Below are 16,701 nucleotides of genomic sequence, written 5' to 3' on the forward strand. Positions count from 1 at the left end.
TAGGCGAGGCACCGAACGAAAGGGGCAAGAGCCTTTTGGTTACTTTGGGGCTTTTCCAAAGTGACTCGCCGTAAGGGCGAAACCACCAGCCGCCATAACAAAACTAACGGATATCCCCCCAATCGCCGGCCAGCTTTAAAAGATCGCCAACGCCCGCAACCGCTCAGCATCCAGAATCTCAATCTCACCGTACTTCAAATTCAAAATCCCCTGCCCCTGCAATTCCTTGAGCAGCTGATTGGTGGTCTGGCGTGACAGCGACAGCATTGAGGCCAGCTGTTCCTGCGGCAGTTGCAGCACACGCCGCGGCGGGGCGATTTCGCCGTAACCGTCAGCGATCATCAGCAAGCGATGCGCCAACCGTGCAGGCGCCGGCATCAGGCTCAGCTGTTCGAGGTTGATGAAAGTCAGGCGCAGTTTCTGGCTCATCAGCAACGCCAGTTGCCGCCAGTACACCGGCTGCTCATCAAGCAAGGCCAGCAGCGCGGCTTGCGGGATGTGCAACAGGATGCACTGACCGACGCCGAACGCATCGTGGGTACGCGGCTGGCCGTCGAACAGGCAGATTTCGCCAAACCAGTGCGGTGACTCCACGAGGCTCAACAACGCTTCCTTGCCCTGCTCGCTGACAGCGCCGATTCGAACGGAACCTTCGAGCACCGCGTACAAGCCGCACGGCGGATCGCCGCGTTTGAACAGCCGCTGCCCCGACGCCAGGCGCCGCACCTTGGCGCTGGCCAACAGACTATTCTGTAAAGGAACAGGTAGATGACTGAACCACTGCCCCGTTTCCAGGCGCGAACGCCAAACCTGCATGCCCATGAAAACTCCTGGAGATTGTCGCCTGGCTGACAGAGCGAGCGGTGAACCCGGGGCATGATCAATCACCCTACAGGAGGAATAACAATGAAAAGCCTCGTTGACCATCTCAGTCAATACGCCGCCTACCACCGTGATCCGCGCAATATTGCCAGCCACTTTATCGGTATTCCGCTGATTGTGGTTGCTGTCGCGGTGTTGCTGTCGCGGCCGCAATGGGCCGGGGGCTGGCTTTCACCGGCGGTGCTGGTCTCGCTGGCATCGGCGTGGTTCTACCTGCGCCTGGAACTGCGTTTAGGCGTGCTGATGACGGTGCTGCTCGGTCTGTGCGTTTGGGCGGGTCATGTGCTGGCACAGCAAAGCACGCTAGTGTGGCTGGCGAGCGGCGTCGGGATGTTTGTGATCGGCTGGGCGATTCAGTTTGTCGGGCATCATTACGAAGGACGCAAACCGGCGTTTGTCGATGATGTGACGGGGTTGATTGTCGGGCCGTTGTTTGTGGTGGTTGAGTTGGCGTTTTTGCTGGGGATGCGACGGGATTTGAAAGAGCAGATCGAGGCGCGGGTTGGGGGTGTTCGGGTCAATCCGAAGCGCGCTGCTGCGTAAGACGCCTTCGCGGGCAAGCCTCGCTCCTACAGGGTTCTGGGTCGATCACATAATTTGTGTACAACCCCAACCACTGTAGGAGCGAGGCTTGCCCGCGAAGTTTTTGCTTTAGATGTTGGCGACTTTCTGCCAGACCTTTGGCTTGAAGAACAAGGTTTCGCCCTTCGCCAGACCGATCAGGCTGTCGTGATCCTTCACCACTTCCGCTTCGATCAAATCACTCTGCCCTTCGACCTTCAACGTCACCCGGGTTGTCGCGCCCAATGGACGGATATCGCGCACTTCGGCCGCGTGGTGATCCTCCAGTTCATGCCGCGACAGCGACACTTCATGCGGACGGAACAGCACGTGTTTGTCTTCGCCCAGATGCAGACGGTTGGAATCGCCGAGGAAGTGATAAACGAAATCGCTGGCCGGGTTTTCGTAGACGTCGCCCGGTGAGCCGATCTGCTCGATCACCCCTTTGTTCATCACCACGATACGGTCGGCCACTTCCATCGCCTCTTCCTGGTCGTGGGTCACGAACACGGAAGTCAGGTTGATGTCTTCGTGCAGCCGCGCCAGCCAGCGACGCAGCTCCTTGCGGACCTTGGCGTCGAGGGCGCCGAACGGCTCGTCGAGCAGCAGCACTTTCGGCTCCACCGCCAAGGCACGAGCCAGCGCGATACGTTGACGCTGGCCGCCGGAGAGTTGTTCCGGGTAGCGATCCGACAACCAGTCCAGTTGCACCATGTTCAGCAATTCGTGGACCTTCGCCGCGATCTGGCTTTCAGTCGGGCGCTGGTTTTTCGGTTTCATGCGCAAGCCGAACGCGACGTTGTCGAACACCGTCATGTGGCGGAACAACGCGTAATGCTGGAACACGAAGCCGACGTTGCGATCACGCACGTCGTGGCCGGAAACGTCTTCACCGTGGAACACGATGTTGCCCTGATCCGGGGTTTCCAGACCGGCGATGATCCGCAGCAGCGTGGTCTTGCCGCAACCCGACGGGCCAAGCAGCGCCACGAGTTCGCCGCTTTGAATGTCCAGGCTGATGTCATTGAGGGCCTTGAACGCATTGAAATTCTTGCTGACGTTACGCACTTCGATCGACATGAATTATTCCTCCGCGGCGCTGGCGCGCAGGCGGTTAATACGGTTTTCGCTCCACTGCTTGAGCAGCAGGATGAAGAGCGCCAGGATCAGCAACAGGCTCGCCACAGCGAACGCGGCCACGTGGTTGTATTCGTTGTAGAGGATCTCGACGTGCAGCGGCAAGGTGTTGGTCACCCCGCGAATGTGCCCGGAAACCACCGACACCGCCCCGAATTCACCCATCGCCCGCGCCGTGCACAGCACCACGCCGTAGATCAGGCCCCATTTGATATTGGGCACGGTGACGTGCCAGAACATCTGCCAGCCATTGGCGCCCAGCAGGCGCGCGGCTTCTTCTTCCTGCGTGCCTTGTTCCTGCATCAGCGGGATCAGTTCACGCGCCACGAACGGCACGGTGACGAAAATCGTCGCCAGCACGATGCCCGGCAAGGCGAAGACGATCTGGATATCGTGATCCTGCAACCACGGGCCGAACAGCCCCTGCGCGCCGAACATCAGCACGTAGACCAGACCGGCGATCACCGGCGATACCGAGAACGGCAGGTCGATCAGGGTCACCAGAATGCTTTTACCGCGGAACGAGTATTTGCTCACGCACCACGCGGCGCTGACGCCGAACACGAGGTTCAGCGGGACCGAAATCAACACGGCGATGACCGTGAGTTTCAGCGCCGACAGCGCATCGGGTTCAAGGATCGCGGTGAAGAACGAACCCAGACCATTCTTCAAACCCTGGGACACCACGATCACGAGCGGCAGCAACAGGAAAAGGGCAAACACCAGCCAGCCGAGGCCGATCAGGATTCGCCGTGACGTGGCACTGCCACGGCGGGCAGCGTTCGAGGAAGCAGCAGCAATAGATGATTGGGACATTTCTGCGCCTCCTTATGGGGTTTCAATACGGCGTTGCAGCAAGTTGATCAGCAGCAACAGGACGAAGGAAACCACCAGCATCAGTACACCAATGGAGGTGGCGCCGGTGTAATCGTACTGGTCGAGTTTGACCATGATCAGCAGCGGCAGGATCTCGGTTTTCATCGGCATGTTGCCGGCGATGAAAATCACCGAACCGTACTCGCCGACCCCGCGGGCAAAGGCCAACGCGAAACCGGTCAACCAGGCAGGCAGCAGCGCGGGCACCAGGATATGGCGGAAAACCTGCAAGGGTTTGGCACCCAGGCACGCCGCCGCTTCTTCCACTTCACGCGGGATATCGGCCAATACTGGCTGTACCGTACGTACTACGAATGGAAGCGTTACAAAAGTCAGCGCCAGCGTGATGCCGAGGGGGGTATACGCGATCTTGAAACCCAGGTCCGCAGCAAACTGACCCACCCAACCATTCGGCGCGTACAGCGCAGTCAGCGCGATACCGGCCACGGCCGTGGGCAATGCGAAGGGCAAATCGATCATCGCATCGATGACCTTGCGACCCGGGAAGGTATAGCGCACCAACACCCAGGCCAGCAGCGTGCCGATGATGCCGTTGATGATCGCGGCGTACAGCGCGGTGCCGAAACTCAGCTTCAACGCCGCCAGCACGCGGGGCGCCGAGATGATCGCCCAGAACTGATCCCAGGTGAGTTGAGCGGCATGCACGAACATCGCCGCCAGTGGTATGAGCACAATCAGGCTGAGGTACACCAAGGTGTAACCCAGCGTCAGCCCGAAGCCGGGTATGACGGGGGAGATACGACGCGACATAAAAGTCCTTGGTTGAAAGCAATCTGCTAAACGCACCTGTGGGAGCGGGCTTGCTCGCGAAGAGGGCATATCCGTCAACAGTTACGTCGCCTGACACACCGCCTTCGCGAGCAAGCCCGCTCCCACTTGGTACGCGCCTAAGCATCAGGCTCGTTGTGTGGCTTGAGTCAGGTTACTGCGCCGAGTAAATCTGGTCGAACACGCCACCGTCATTAAAGAATTTCGGTTGCGCGGTTTTCCAGCCGCCGAAGTCTTTGTCGATGGTCACCAGTTCCAGTTTCGGGAACTGCTGGGCGTATTTGGCGGAGACGTCCTTGTCACGTGGACGATAGAAGTTTTTCGCGGCAATTTCCTGACCGGCCGGGCTGTACAGGTGCTTGAGGTACGCTTCGGCGATCTGCTCGTTGCCTTTTTTCTCGGCGTTTTTGTCGACGACCGCCACTGGAGGCTCGGCCAGGATCGACAGCGAAGGCACGACGATCTCGAACTTGTCGGCGCCGCCGTCTTCTTTCAGCGCCAGGAAGGCTTCGTTTTCCCAGGCCAGCAACACGTCGCCCTGACCGTTGTTGACGAAAGTGATGGTCGAACCGCGCGCACCGGTGTCCAGCACAGGTACGTGCTTGAACAGGGTTTGTACGTATTCCTTGGCCTTGGCTTCGTTGCCACCGTTGGCTTTCAGGCCATAGGCCCAGGCCGCGAGGAAATTCCAGCGTGCGCCGCCGGAGGTTTTCGGGTTTGGAGTGATGACCGACACGTCGTTCTTGATCAGGTCGCCCCAGTCCTTGATGCCTTTAGGGTTGCCTTTACGCACCAGGAACACGATGGTCGAAGTGTACGGCGTGCTCGCTTCCGGCAGACGCTTCTGCCAGTCCGCCGGCAGGGTCTTGCCGAGTTTGGCGATTTCGTCGATGTCACCGGCCAGGGCCAGGGTCACTACGTCGGCACGCAGACCGTCGATCACCGCACGACCCTGCTTGCCCGAGCCACCGTGGGACTGCTGGATTTTCACGGTGTCGCCAGCATGGTCTTTCTGCCAGTACTTGACGAACTCGGCGTTGTAATCCTGATACAGCTCACGAGTCGGGTCGTACGACACGTTGAGCAGCTCATAATCCTTGGCAACCGCAGAACCAGCAAAAAGGGCACTGGCCAGTGCGGCCAAAGCGAAATGACGAATCGACGACATGGTGAAAGCTCCTGGAATTCTTGGTGTGTTGGCTTTTTTTATGAAGTGCTGGAATCGGTTGCCGGTTGCTTAGCTCGACTTGGTGCTCGGGTTCTGCAAACGGAATTTCTCTTTACGCTCGATCTGGACCACTTGAGCGTTGTGTACGGTGATTTCCACGGCGCCAAATCGCAGATCGCGCAGGGCGCTCTGGATCTCACGCAAGATGGTGGCTTCGTCTTGACCGTCAACGCTACGTAGGGATGCGCTCATGGTGCTGCTCCTTCAACTGAGAGGTTGCCTGGCAGTGGGCGGCACTGCTTGCGGCGTGAGGCCAATAGTAGATAGGTGCGGATATTCTTAAAAAGACTATTTAAGAATGTTTATATAACCAAAAGAAATTATTTGCCGGGACGAGGGTTTACGTCTGCGCGACGGATCAAGGATCCAAAAATCAGCACCACGCGATCTTTGTAGGAGCATGGCTTGCCAGCGAAGAGGCCCTTGAAACTCACTTAAATATCGAGACCGCCTTCGCTGGCAAGCCATGCTCCTACAGAGGTCTGCGTGTGGCGGAAATTTTGTGTGGTCAGTGGATCTCGGGGGCGTGCATCCAGTCCAGTTGCCCGGCAGGCACCGGTCGGCCGAACCAGTAGCCCTGGCCAAGATCGCAACCTTGCTCCAGCAGGAAACCCGCCTGCTCGACCTGCTCGATCCCTTCGGCATGCACCTGCATGCCCATGCTTTGCGCCAAAGCGATGATCACGCGCACGATGGCCGCGTCGTCGTCATCCCAAGGCAATCCGGCGACGAAGCCCTGATCGATCTTGAGTTTCTGCACCGGCAAACGCTTGAGTCGCAACAGTGACGAATACCCCGTGCCGAAATCATCGATGGCCAGCCGTACGCCGAGCTCGCGCAAACGATGCATCTGCTCCAGAGCCACTTCCGGGTCATCCATCACCGCACTCTCGGTGACTTCCAGCTCCAGATACGCGGGGTCCAGCCCGGTGTCGCGCAGCACCTGCGCCACCTGCTGATACAGCTCACGACGCGCGAACAAGCGCGATGAAACATTCACCGCGACAAACGACAACGCCACCCCGGCCTGCTGCCAGTGGCACATCTGCCGGCAAGCCTGCTGCATGACCCAGGCATCGATCTCGGCGATCAATCCGGTGCGCTCGGCGATGGGGATGAACTCCGCTGGCGACACCAACCCCCGCTGCGGGTGCTCCCAGCGCACCAGCGCCTCGACACCGACCAGACGACGGGTCTTGAGGTCGTGAACCGGCTGGTAATACACGCGCAATTCCTGCTGTTCCAGCGCACGGCGCAATTCGGATGCCGTCTCAACCCGCTGTTGCGCATGGGCGGTCAATTCTTCGGTGTAGAGCGCGTAACCATCGCGACCAGCGCTTTTGGCCTTGAACAAGGCCGAGTCGGCGTTGCGCAGCAGCTGTTCAGCGCTCAAAGCATCGCCGGGGAACAGGCTGATGCCGATGCTGGCGTTGATAAACAGCCGATGACCGTCAATGTGAAACGGCTCCTTGAGACCGTCGACGATCCGCTGGGCCAGTGCTGCGGCATGCACCAGCTGTGGACAACTTTCAGCCAATACGGCGAACTCATCGCCGCCCAGCCGCGCCAGCGTGATGCCCGGGCCGAACATGGCCTTCAAGCGTTCGGCCACGGCCTTGAGCAATTGGTCACCGACCGTGTGCCCGAGGCTGTCGTTGATCATCTTGAAATGATCCAGATCGATCATCAGCAACGCACAGCCGCGCTTTTGGATTTGCGCCGACGCCAATGCCTGCTCGGCACGGTCGGTGAACAGCAGGCGGTTGGGCAGATCGGTCAGTGGATCGTGATGCGCCAGGTACTTGAGTTCGTGCTCGGAATCCTTGATCGCGCTGATGTCGGAAAACACCGCGACGTAGTGGCTGAGCTTGCCGTGGTCGTCATGAATCAGGCGGATCGTCTGCCATTGCGGGTAGATCCCGCCGTTTTTGCGACGGTTCCAGATCTCGCCGCTCCACTCGCCGCAACGGTTGAGCGTGGCGAACATCGTCTGATAGAAACTCGCCGGGTGGTGGCCGGACTTGAACAGGCTGGGTTGCTGGCCCAACACTTCTTCGCACTGGTAGCCGGTAATCTCCATGAAGGCGCGGTTCACATGGACGATGACCCCATTACGGTCGGTGACCAGCACGCCTTCGCGGGTGCAATCGAACACGGCGGCGGCCTGACGCAAACGCTCCCGGTCTTCATTGCGCTCACGCAATTTGGCGCCGATCCCCAGGCAACGGAACAATCGCGCCCGGGCGAGGAAGATCAGCCCGGCGCTGAGCACCACCCAAACGTAACCGTTGATCAGTTGCCATCGCAGTAACTCATCGGAGCTATCGAAGAAACTGTTCAATAAATAACCACTGAGCTCCAGCCAGACGACGGAAAGCAGCAGGTAAAGCAGCGATGCACGCATGGCATCGCGATAGGTGGCAGACATTCGGCCGTCCATGTCCCTACAAAAGGGTTGGAATTATAGGTTAATGAAACATCAAGCCACTCTTATCTGAAAGGGCGACTGGTTTTATCTGTGGGCTTAGTGATAATGCAACGGCTGTTTTTTTCTTTATCGAGGGCGCTATAGCCTATGTGGTACGAAGGTTTTCTCGGCTTGTCGCCCGGGTCACTGGTGGCAGTCACCCTGCTGATGACCCACGTCACGATTATCGGCGTGACGGTCTATCTGCATCGTTATTCAGCCCATCGCTCGCTTGAGCTCAATGCCGGCCTGAAACATTTCTTCCGCTTCTGGCTGTGGCTGACCACGGCGCAGAACACCCGCGAGTGGACCGCCATCCACCGCAAGCATCACGCCAAATGCGAAACCGTCGATGACCCGCACAGCCCGGTCATCAAGGGCTTGTCCACCGTTCTGCGCAAAGGTGCCGAGCTGTACCGAGCCGAAGCGGAAAACCCCGAGACCCTGCGCATCTACGGCAAGAATTGCCCCGAAGACTGGATCGAACGCAACCTCTACAGCCGTTACCCGCTGTTGGGCGTGGCGATCATGGCCGTCATCGACCTGCTGCTGTTCGGCACCATCGGCATCACCATCTGGGCTATCCAGATGATGTGGATCCCGGTCTGGGCCGCCGGTGTGGTCAATGGCCTGGGCCACGCCGTCGGCTACCGCAACTTCGAATGCCGCGATGCGGCGACCAATCTGGTGCCCTGGGGCATCCTGATCGGCGGTGAAGAACTGCATAACAACCATCACACCTATCCTAATTCGGCAAAACTGTCGGTGAAGAAGTGGGAATTCGACCTCGGCTGGGCCTGGATCCAGGTCTTCAGTTTCCTGCGCCTGGCCAAGGTTCAACGAGTTGCGCCGATTGCCCACCGGGTCGAAGGCAAAGGCAACCTGGACATGGACACCGCCATGGCCATCCTCAACAACCGCTTCCAGATCATGGCCCAGTACCGCAAATTGGTGATCGCGCCGCTGGTCAAACAAGAGCTGGAAAAGGTCGATCACTCGGTCCGTCACCAATTCCACAGGGCCAAACGCCTGCTCTCGCGGGAAACCAGCCTGCTCGATGACAAACACCACCTGCGCATCCAGACCATGCTCGAGCACAGTCAGGCGCTGAAGGTAATTTACGAGAAACGACTGGCCTTGCAGCAGATCTGGGTCAAGACCAGCTCAAATGGTCACGACATGCTGGCGGCCATCAAGGATTGGGTACACGAAGCCGAAGCCAGCGGAATTCAGTCCCTGCGCGACTTCGCCGACCAATTGAAGACCTATTCCCTGCGCCCTGCCGCTACCGCCTGACACCGTTGATCGGTGCGCCCCGTTCGAGGGCGCACCCTTCGGAACTTAGCTCCAAATCCCCTATCTCAAAGACACTTCGCCACTACGGCGGGCTTTGTTGTGGCCGCTGTCGAACACGCGGCACGTCCTTGAGATTTGTGTCGATGGTCAATAAGAACCTGCAAGACTCATCCCTACCCCAGTGGCCGGAAGCCGCGCAAACCCTGATGGCGCTGATGCATGCCCAAGGCGAAGTCGCGCGCCTGAGCGAACGCGAACAGCTGTTCAGCTCGCTGCTGGTGAGCGTTAACGCGGTGCTTTGGGCGTTCAATTGGGAAACCCGCCAGGTGCTCTACGTGAGCCCCGCCTACGAACGGATTTTCGGTCGCCCCGCCGGCCTGTTGCTGGCCGACGCCAACCAGTGGCGCGACAGCATCTACCCCGACGATCTGGAGTACGCCGAGCGCAGCCTCGCCGAAGTGCTGGTCAAAGGCGCCGTTGAAGACCGTGAGTACCGCATCATTACCGCCGACGGCCAGGTGCGCTGGCTCAGCGACAAGTGCTTCATCAACCGGCAAGCCGAACCGGGTCAACCGCTGATCATCGTCGGCATTGCCGAAGACATCACCGACAAGAAGCAGATGGAAAGCGAGTTGCATCGCTTGGCTACCACCGATGTCCTGACCCAGAGCAGCAACCGCCGACACTTCTTCGACTGCGCCCACCTTGAATTCGAACAGGCAAGAAAAAAAGGCACGCCGTTGGCGTTTCTGTTGCTGGACATCGATGACTTCAAATTGATCAACGACACCTACGGCCATCCGGAAGGCGACAACGTGCTGCAACGGATCGCCGAGTGCGGGCAAGCGGCTTTACGGCGCGGTGACGTGTTCGGACGCATTGGTGGTGAGGAGTTTGCGGCGGTGTTCCCCGGTTGCGCACCGGACATGGCCATGCAAGTGGCCGAGCGCCTGCAACGGGAGATTCAGCGGCTGAGCTTCAGCCATGACGACCAGACGTTCGGCATCACCGTCAGCCAGGGATTGACCAGCCTGACGGCCGAAGATCAAAACCTGGATAGCCTGTTCGCCCGCGCGGACGCGGCGATGTACGAAGCGAAGCGCCAAGGCAAGAACCGGATCATCTCCGGCTGAAACCCCAACACAGATCCCTGTAGGAGCCGGCTTGCTGGCGATGGCATCACCGCGGTTAATCAGCCACACCGCGTTGTCCGGATCGCCAGCAAGCCGGCTCCTACAGGGTTTGGAGACAGGTTTATTTTTTGCGCAAACGCATCAATTCCGGCAAGCCAATCTTGAGCAACCGCGCCGTCCGGCTCTTGGCCAGTTCCTCGATGCCTTCATGCTCATTCAATCGCGCCAACTGCGCCGCCATGTTCATCACCAGCGCTTCGCGCGAGTAAACCCCGCCACCGAGCTGGTAGACCGCCGCAATCAGCTCTCGCAGCTCCAGAGGCAGGCGCCAGCGGGTTCGCAACGCCGAACCATAGGCTGCACCGAACTCGGCCAGTGCATCACCGACTTCCTCCCATTCATCCAGCTCTCCACCGGACTGCTTCCATTCCTGCAAACACCGCAGCAACGCAAGGTCACCCAAGCGATGCAGCATGCCTGCGCAGTAACAGCGCTCCTGGTCCAGATCCAGCAAGCGTGCCAATGTCCGGGCGTATTCAGCGGTGTGCAGCGAGAGGTTCCAGTAGCGCTCGGCATAATCGCCCAACAGCGGATCGCTGAGCCGCGCACTGCGCTTGAGCGCCAACCCCAAAATCAGATTCATGCTCTGCCCGGTGCCCAGCCGATGCAACGCCTGGGACAGGGTTTGTACCGCAGCGCCGTGATGCTGGGCCGCACTGTTGGCGGCGGCGATCAGGACGGCAGTGATCTGCGGATCAATGCGGATTTCATCTTCGAGCAACTTCAGGTCAAGGCCGTTGGGATTAAGGCTGCGCTTGACCGCCAGTTCCACGTCGGTCATCAGCGGCGCACCGTCGGCAAACTCACGACGACATTCCAGGTACGCCGACAAGCTCATGCCCGGCGCCAACGCCGGCACCTCACACGACACCTGTTCCCCAGCGTTCAGCAGCAAATCCTGCAGACGGAGGGTCAGGCTTTCCATGTTCAGGGGTTTGGTCAGGTACGCCGAGGGCGCCAGGGGCAAGGCTTCGCGCACGCTGGCGCTGTCGTTGCGGGTGCTCATCAGAATAAAAGGCAACGGCGGATTGCGTTTGCGCTGGCGGACATTGCGCAAGACATTCAAGCCATCGACACCGGGCAACTCCCAGTCGACGATCACCAGGTCATAAGGATTTTCCGCCAGCAGCTCCAACGCCTGTTGACCGTCGGCACATAGATCCAGCCGCGCGTCACAGCGCACTTTCAACAGCACCTGCTTGAGCAAGTCGCGGGACCAGGGGTCAGCTTCGGCAATCAGCACACGCGGTACGGCGGGCAAAACTACAGCGGTCATCTGCATACTCCATTTGCACTGCTTGCACCTTAGTCAATGCGGGCCATTTGAAAAAGTGCGGCAGGTTCTGCAGTCATGAAAAAACCCGCCGAAGCGGGTTTTTTGTCGATCAGGTCACACTCGGTGATCAGAGCTCGGCGAAGCACTCTTCGATGATCGCCAGGCCTTTGTCCAGTTGCTCGTCCGGCGAGGTCAGCGGTACCAGGACGCGCAGAACGTTGCCGTAGGTGCCGCAGGACAGCAGGATCAGGCCTTTTTCACGAGCCTTGGCCACGACAGCAGCGACCGCTGGAGCGTTTGGCTTGTGGCTGTCGCCATCGACGAACAGCTCGACCGCGATCATCGCGCCCAGGGCACGGACTTCGCCGATCACCGGGTACTTGGCCTGGATGGCCTTGAGGCCAGTGACCAGACGCTCGCCGACTGCCTTGCAGCGGTCCAGCAGGTGCTCTTCTTCGAACACTTCCATCACGGCCAGGGCCGCGGCGCAAGCGATCGGGCTACCGGCGTAGGTGCCGCCCAGGCCGCCTGGAGCGATGGCGTCCATGTATTCGGCCTTGCCGCACACACCGGCCAGCGGGAAGCCGCCTGCGATGGATTTGGCGAAGGTGGTCAGGTCGGCGGCAACGCCCATCTGTTCCATGGCGAAGAAGGTGCCGGTACGGCCAGCGCCAGTCTGCACTTCGTCAGCGATCAGCAGGATGCCGTGCTGGTCGCACAGGGCGCGCAGGCGCTTCATGAACTCTTTAGGCGCGACGTAGAAACCGCCTTCACCCTGAACCGGCTCGATGATGATGGCAGCGATGTCACGCGGCTCAGCGTCGTTCTTGAAGATGCGTTCGATGCTGGCGATCGAATCGTCGATGCTCACACCATGCAGTTCGTTCGGGTACAGCGCGCGGAAGATGCCGCCTGGCATCAGGCCCATGCCGGCCGAGTAAGGCACGACTTTACCGGTCAGGCCCAGGGTCATCATGGTGCGACCGTGGTAAGCGCCGGTGAACGCGATCACGCCGGCACGGCCAGTAGCGGCACGAGCGATCTTGATGGAGTTTTCAACGGCTTCGGAACCGGTGGTCACCAGCAGGGTTTTCTTGGCGAAATCACCTGGCACCTTGGCGTTGATTTTTTCGCACACTTCTACGTACGGCTCGTAGGCCAGTACCTGGAAGCAGGTGTGGGTCAGCTTGTTCAGCTGCTCGGTCACGGCGGCGATGATTTTCGGGTGCACGTGGCCGGTGTTCAGCACGGCGATACCGCCGGCGAAGTCGATGAACTCGCGACCTTCAACGTCGGTCACGGTGGCGTTCTTCGCGGACTCGGCGAAGATCGGGTGAATCTGGCCAACACCGCGTGGTACAGCGGCTTCGCGGCGTTTCATCAGGGAAGCGTTAGTCTTGCTCATAAAGTCCTCATTCACCGCTCATCGGGCGGCGTGGTTCAAGGAAAATGCAGCGGGGAGGCAACTGAGGCAGCATGCGATGATCGACTGCCACAGCGTTCCCGGCCACAGAGAAAATTCCGGTTGAAGCACGCAAAGGGTCAGCGCTCTCGTGCCCTTTGCGTTTGAAGCAATGCCTTGCCGGGCTTATGCCCTCGAGCTTAGATGCCCAGGCAGAGGTATTTGATTTCCAGGTAATCTTCGATGCCGTACTTGGAGCCTTCACGGCCCAGGCCCGACGCCTTGATGCCGCCGAACGGCGCGACTTCGTTGGAGATCAACCCGGTGTTGACGCCGACCATGCCGTATTCCAGGGCTTCCGCCACACGGAACACACGACCCAGGTCGCGAGCATAGAAGTACGAGGCCAGACCGAATTCGGTGTCGTTGGACATCGCGATCACGTCGGCTTCGTCTTTGAAGCGGAACAGCGGCGCCAATGGACCGAAGGTTTCTTCCTTGGCCACGGCTGCGTTGTTCGGCACGTTGGTCAGGATGGTCGGCTCGAAGAAGTTGCCTTCCATCGACTTGCCGCCAGCCAGAACAGTTGCGCCTTTGGAAATGGCGTCAGCGATGTGCTCTTGCACCTTGGCCACGGCTTTTTCGTCGATCAGCGGGCCAGTGGTGGTGCCCACTTCCAGACCGTTGCCGATCTTGAGTTTGGCCACAGCCACTTTCAGTTTTTCAGCGAACGCATCGTAGACCGAATCCTGAATGTACAGGCGGTTGGCGCAGACGCAGGTCTGGCCGTTGTTGCGGTACTTGGAGATGATCGCGCCTTCGACGGCCTTATCAAGGTCCGCGTCGTCGAACACGATGAACGGCGCGTTGCCGCCCAGTTCCAGGGACACTTTCTTGATGTCCTTGGCGCATTCAGCCATCAACTGACGACCGATTTCGGTCGAGCCAGTGAAGGACAGTTTGCGAACGATCGGGTTGCTGGTCAGCTCGCTGCCGATGTCGCCGGCGCTGCCGGAAACAACACTGAACACGCCCGCAGGAATGCCGGCACGCTGGGCCAGTTCAGCCAGAGCGAAAGCGGAAAACGGAGTTTGCGAAGCAGGCTTGAGCACCATGGTGCAACCGGCGGCCAGGGCCGGGCCGGCTTTACGGGTGATCATCGCAGCCGGGAAGTTCCACGGAGTAATTGCAGCGGTCACGCCGATAGGCTGCTTGATCACGATCAGGCGCTTGTCTGGCTGGTGGCCCGGAATCACATCACCGTAGACGCGCTTGGCTTCTTCGGCGAACCACTCGATAAAGGAAGCGGCGTAAACGATTTCGCCCTTGGCTTCGGCCAATGGCTTGCCCTGCTCCAGCGTCATCAGGCGAGCCAGGTCGTCCTGGTTCTCGATGATCAGCTCGAACCAGCGACGCAGCTTGTTGGCGCGGTCCTTGGCGGTCAGTGCACGCCAGGCCGGCAGCGCTTTGTCAGCAGCTTCGATCGCACGGCGGGTTTCGGCAGCGCCCATTTTCGGCACGGTGCCCAGAATTTCGCCCGTTGCCGGGTTGTTGACCTTGATCGTCTGACCATTGTCCGCATCAACCCAAGCGCCATCGATGAAGGCTTGCTGGCGGAACAACTGGGTGTCTTTAAGCTGCATGTCGGCTTTCCTTAACAGCACCGCGGCACGCGCGGAGCAAATTATGATTGTAGAAAGGCGCCTCAAAGGCTGCCGTCAGGGAAATCATTCACCGGGCTGAAGCACATAAATAGCGCACGGAATGAACTCGTGCGGTTCAGCACCCAGACAAGAGCGTTTGAAATCTCAAACGAATCCTAGGATCAAAGGGGGTAAAGGACAATAGGCTGTTCGAAAAAAAGAACGAAAACGCCGCATTTGCTCAATTTTTCTGATCAACGTAGCAAACGCAGGTTACGCTTTGAAAAAGCGCAGTCGATTCAGCAGCATGGACGCCCGCAGTGCATATGAGTATCATGGCGCCCGCTTGCACCAGTAGCTCAGCTGGATAGAGTACTGCCCTCCGAAGGCAGGGGTCGTGGGTTCGAATCCCGCCTGGTGCACCATATATAGAAACGAGAAAGCCTCAGGCCGTAGGGTCTGGGGCTTTTTTGTGGGCCATGAAAAACCGCCGAAACGGTTTTTTCATTCAGTCGTCCAGTCGAACTCGTCGTAATCATCGTCTTCGTCGTCCTCAAACTCTTCTTCATCAAGGACGTCCTCCTCCAGAACCTCTTCTGCCTGTTTCGCCAGAAGAAACTCCTTACGACTCTCGGTCACTGCTCGCCGCAGTTCCTCACCCTTGACCGGGCAGCTGAGCATTTGGGCGATGCGGTCGATTTTTTTTGCCACGGCATCCTCCAACGCATCGGCTATAGGCCGATAGTGCGCGCTTTCGGGGGTGGATGCCAAATCGCAGAGCTCCTGATTCCTCAGTTTTTCTTCAATTCCTTAAGCCGGGCCGCGAGATTTTCCTTGGGAAAGCGTTTGTGCAATGTCGCCAACAATTCATCCGCCTCGCGTGCCTGACCGGCGTTCTGCAGCCGAACCACTTCGCGCAATTGCTCATCCAGGGTTTTCACCGGCGCGGCTACGCGTTTGCTGACTTTTGCTTCATCAGCCATTTCGACACTGATCGATTCGCTCTGCGCGGGGGCGGCAAAATCGGCCATCGGCGCGGCTGGGGCAGCCAGCGAGCGCGCAACTGACGACGGTGCTTGCGCCGCCTCTTTTTTGGCAACCGGGGCAGATGCTTTGGGGGCGAAGTCGTAACTCGGTACTTGCTCCGGCGTGCGCTGCACCAGCGCCAGCATCAGCGCGACACCGACAAGGCTGGCAAACGCCACTTGCCAACGAGGTTTCTGGCAAGCCTGAACCCAGCGCTGCCACAGACTCGGTTTCGGCGCGGGGACTTCACGCTGTGCGGCGGCCAGGATGAACGCACCAAGATGGCTCGGCGGTTCGGCGGTCGAATGCTCGCGGAAATGCTGAAGCATTTCATCGTCTGGTGTTTTGCGGGCGTCAGTCATGTCAGTACCTCCTCGGCCAGCAGCCGACGCAGTTTTTGCTGGGCGTAGCGCAAGCGGCTCTTGACGGTTTCCAGCGGTGTTTCGGTGAGGGTGGCGATCTGCGGCAGGTCGAGATCGCCGTGGGCGCGCAGCAGGAACACTTCGCGCTGGTCGGTGGGCAAGGTTTGCAGGGCGGATTCGAGGCGCTGGTTATCGCGGCTCAGGCTCAGCAGTTGTTCGGGATCGGCGGCGTCATCGGCCAGGGCGTGGGTTTGCTCGTCATAGCTGTCGTGCAAGGGGTTGTGGATTCCGTGTTTGCGCCAGTGATCGATCAGGCGATTGCGGGCGATCTGGTAAAGCCAGGTACGAAAATTCGCCCGACCTTGTGGCTGACTGGTGCTGCGGATCAGGCTCAGCCAGGTTTCCTGGTAGACCTCCTCGGCGAGTTCGGATTTGCCGCTGAGGCCTAGCAGGAACCGATAAAGACCTTGCCGGTGACGGGCGTACAGAATCTCGAACGCCGGCCCGTCGCCTTTGCGGTAACGGGCCAGCAGTGATTCGTCGCTCGGTTCAAGAGCAGACAT

At 59.3% G+C, this 16,701-nt stretch carries 16 protein-coding genes and 1 tRNA gene; 4 read left to right on the plus strand and 13 right to left on the minus strand.

Annotated elements, in window-relative coordinates; translation table 11 throughout:
- Positions 1–135 precede the first annotated feature (135 nt).
- Positions 136–822, minus strand: a complete 687-nt coding sequence (locus tag ACM6IO_RS12280) for a Crp/Fnr family transcriptional regulator (protein ID WP_414911533.1) — start codon at positions 820–822, stop codon at positions 136–138.
- Positions 823–906: 84 nt separating this feature from the next.
- Between ACM6IO_RS12280 and ACM6IO_RS12285 the strand changes: the two genes are divergently transcribed.
- The gene (locus ACM6IO_RS12285) at positions 907–1,425 is read left to right on the plus strand and encodes a DUF962 domain-containing protein (protein WP_414911534.1); all 519 of its coding nucleotides are present in this window, start codon (positions 907–909) and stop codon (positions 1,423–1,425) included.
- 108 nt (positions 1,426–1,533) lie between these two features.
- Here the strand turns inward: ACM6IO_RS12285 and ACM6IO_RS12290 are convergent, their stop codons facing one another.
- The 6 genes from ACM6IO_RS12290 to dibA all read right to left on the minus strand — a co-directional run bounded on the left by ACM6IO_RS12290 (position 1,534) and on the right by dibA (position 7,901).
- Complete coding sequence (locus ACM6IO_RS12290; protein ID WP_008039689.1) at positions 1,534–2,523, minus strand: sulfate/molybdate ABC transporter ATP-binding protein; 990 nt, start codon at positions 2,521–2,523, stop codon at positions 1,534–1,536.
- A gap of 3 nt (positions 2,524–2,526) precedes the next feature.
- Complete coding sequence (gene cysW, locus ACM6IO_RS12295) at positions 2,527–3,396, minus strand: sulfate ABC transporter permease subunit CysW (RefSeq protein ID WP_008034093.1); 870 nt, start codon at positions 3,394–3,396, stop codon at positions 2,527–2,529.
- 12 nt (positions 3,397–3,408) lie between these two features.
- Complete coding sequence (gene cysT, locus ACM6IO_RS12300) at positions 3,409–4,227, minus strand: sulfate ABC transporter permease subunit CysT (RefSeq protein ID WP_007899634.1); 819 nt, start codon at positions 4,225–4,227, stop codon at positions 3,409–3,411.
- A gap of 172 nt (positions 4,228–4,399) precedes the next feature.
- The gene (locus ACM6IO_RS12305) at positions 4,400–5,413 is read right to left on the minus strand and encodes a sulfate ABC transporter substrate-binding protein (protein WP_226298359.1); all 1,014 of its coding nucleotides are present in this window, start codon (positions 5,411–5,413) and stop codon (positions 4,400–4,402) included.
- A 69-nt stretch (positions 5,414–5,482) separates the two neighbouring features.
- On the minus strand, positions 5,483–5,665 hold the full coding sequence (oscA, locus tag ACM6IO_RS12310; RefSeq protein ID WP_008034086.1) for a sulfur starvation response protein OscA: 183 nt from the start codon (positions 5,663–5,665) through the stop codon (positions 5,483–5,485).
- Positions 5,666–5,981: 316 nt separating this feature from the next.
- Complete coding sequence (gene dibA, locus ACM6IO_RS12315) at positions 5,982–7,901, minus strand: phosphodiesterase DibA (protein ID WP_192226681.1); 1,920 nt, start codon at positions 7,899–7,901, stop codon at positions 5,982–5,984.
- Between the two features lie 147 nt (positions 7,902–8,048).
- On the opposite strand from dibA, the gene desA reads away from it, so the two are divergent.
- Both desA and ACM6IO_RS12325 read left to right on the plus strand, forming a co-directional pair.
- A complete protein-coding gene (gene desA, locus ACM6IO_RS12320; RefSeq protein ID WP_414911535.1) occupies positions 8,049–9,236 on the plus strand; it encodes a delta-9 fatty acid desaturase DesA in 1,188 nt (395 codons plus the stop codon).
- Between the two features lie 143 nt (positions 9,237–9,379).
- A complete protein-coding gene (locus ACM6IO_RS12325; RefSeq protein ID WP_414911536.1) occupies positions 9,380–10,369 on the plus strand; it encodes a GGDEF domain-containing protein in 990 nt (329 codons plus the stop codon).
- A 121-nt stretch (positions 10,370–10,490) separates the two neighbouring features.
- Here ACM6IO_RS12325 and ACM6IO_RS12330 read toward each other — a convergent pair whose 3' ends face one another.
- The 3 genes from ACM6IO_RS12330 to gabD all read right to left on the minus strand — a co-directional run bounded on the left by ACM6IO_RS12330 (position 10,491) and on the right by gabD (position 14,750).
- Positions 10,491–11,705, minus strand: a complete 1,215-nt coding sequence (locus tag ACM6IO_RS12330; protein ID WP_414911537.1) for an HDOD domain-containing protein — start codon at positions 11,703–11,705, stop codon at positions 10,491–10,493.
- A 127-nt stretch (positions 11,706–11,832) separates the two neighbouring features.
- Entirely contained in the window at positions 11,833–13,110 is a 1,278-nt protein-coding gene (gene gabT / locus ACM6IO_RS12335) for a 4-aminobutyrate--2-oxoglutarate transaminase (protein ID WP_008039680.1), read from the minus strand.
- Between the two features lie 197 nt (positions 13,111–13,307).
- Positions 13,308–14,750: an NADP-dependent succinate-semialdehyde dehydrogenase gene (gene gabD / locus ACM6IO_RS12340; protein WP_008034642.1), complete on the minus strand. Its 1,443-nt coding sequence runs from the start codon at positions 14,748–14,750 to the stop codon at positions 13,308–13,310.
- A 348-nt stretch (positions 14,751–15,098) separates the two neighbouring features.
- Between gabD and ACM6IO_RS12345 the strand changes: the two genes are divergently transcribed.
- Positions 15,099–15,175, plus strand: a tRNA-Arg gene (locus tag ACM6IO_RS12345).
- Between the two features lie 79 nt (positions 15,176–15,254).
- On the opposite strand, the gene ACM6IO_RS12350 is transcribed toward ACM6IO_RS12345, so the two are convergent.
- Genes ACM6IO_RS12350 through ACM6IO_RS12360 form a run of 3 tightly spaced genes read right to left on the minus strand, consistent with a single transcriptional unit; the run spans position 15,255 to position 16,701 of the window.
- Positions 15,255–15,521: a hypothetical protein gene (locus ACM6IO_RS12350; protein WP_414911538.1), complete on the minus strand. Its 267-nt coding sequence runs from the start codon at positions 15,519–15,521 to the stop codon at positions 15,255–15,257.
- A 20-nt stretch (positions 15,522–15,541) separates the two neighbouring features.
- Positions 15,542–16,138, minus strand: a complete 597-nt coding sequence (locus tag ACM6IO_RS12355) for a hypothetical protein (RefSeq protein ID WP_414911539.1) — start codon at positions 16,136–16,138, stop codon at positions 15,542–15,544.
- Complete coding sequence (locus tag ACM6IO_RS12360; protein ID WP_008034657.1) at positions 16,135–16,701, minus strand: RNA polymerase sigma factor; 567 nt, start codon at positions 16,699–16,701, stop codon at positions 16,135–16,137. The genes ACM6IO_RS12355 and ACM6IO_RS12360 overlap by 4 nt, the downstream gene beginning before the upstream one ends.

The organism is Pseudomonas sp. IT-P44, from assembly GCF_949768225.1.
In the GTDB taxonomy this organism is placed as follows: domain Bacteria; phylum Pseudomonadota; class Gammaproteobacteria; order Pseudomonadales; family Pseudomonadaceae; genus Aquipseudomonas; species Aquipseudomonas migulae.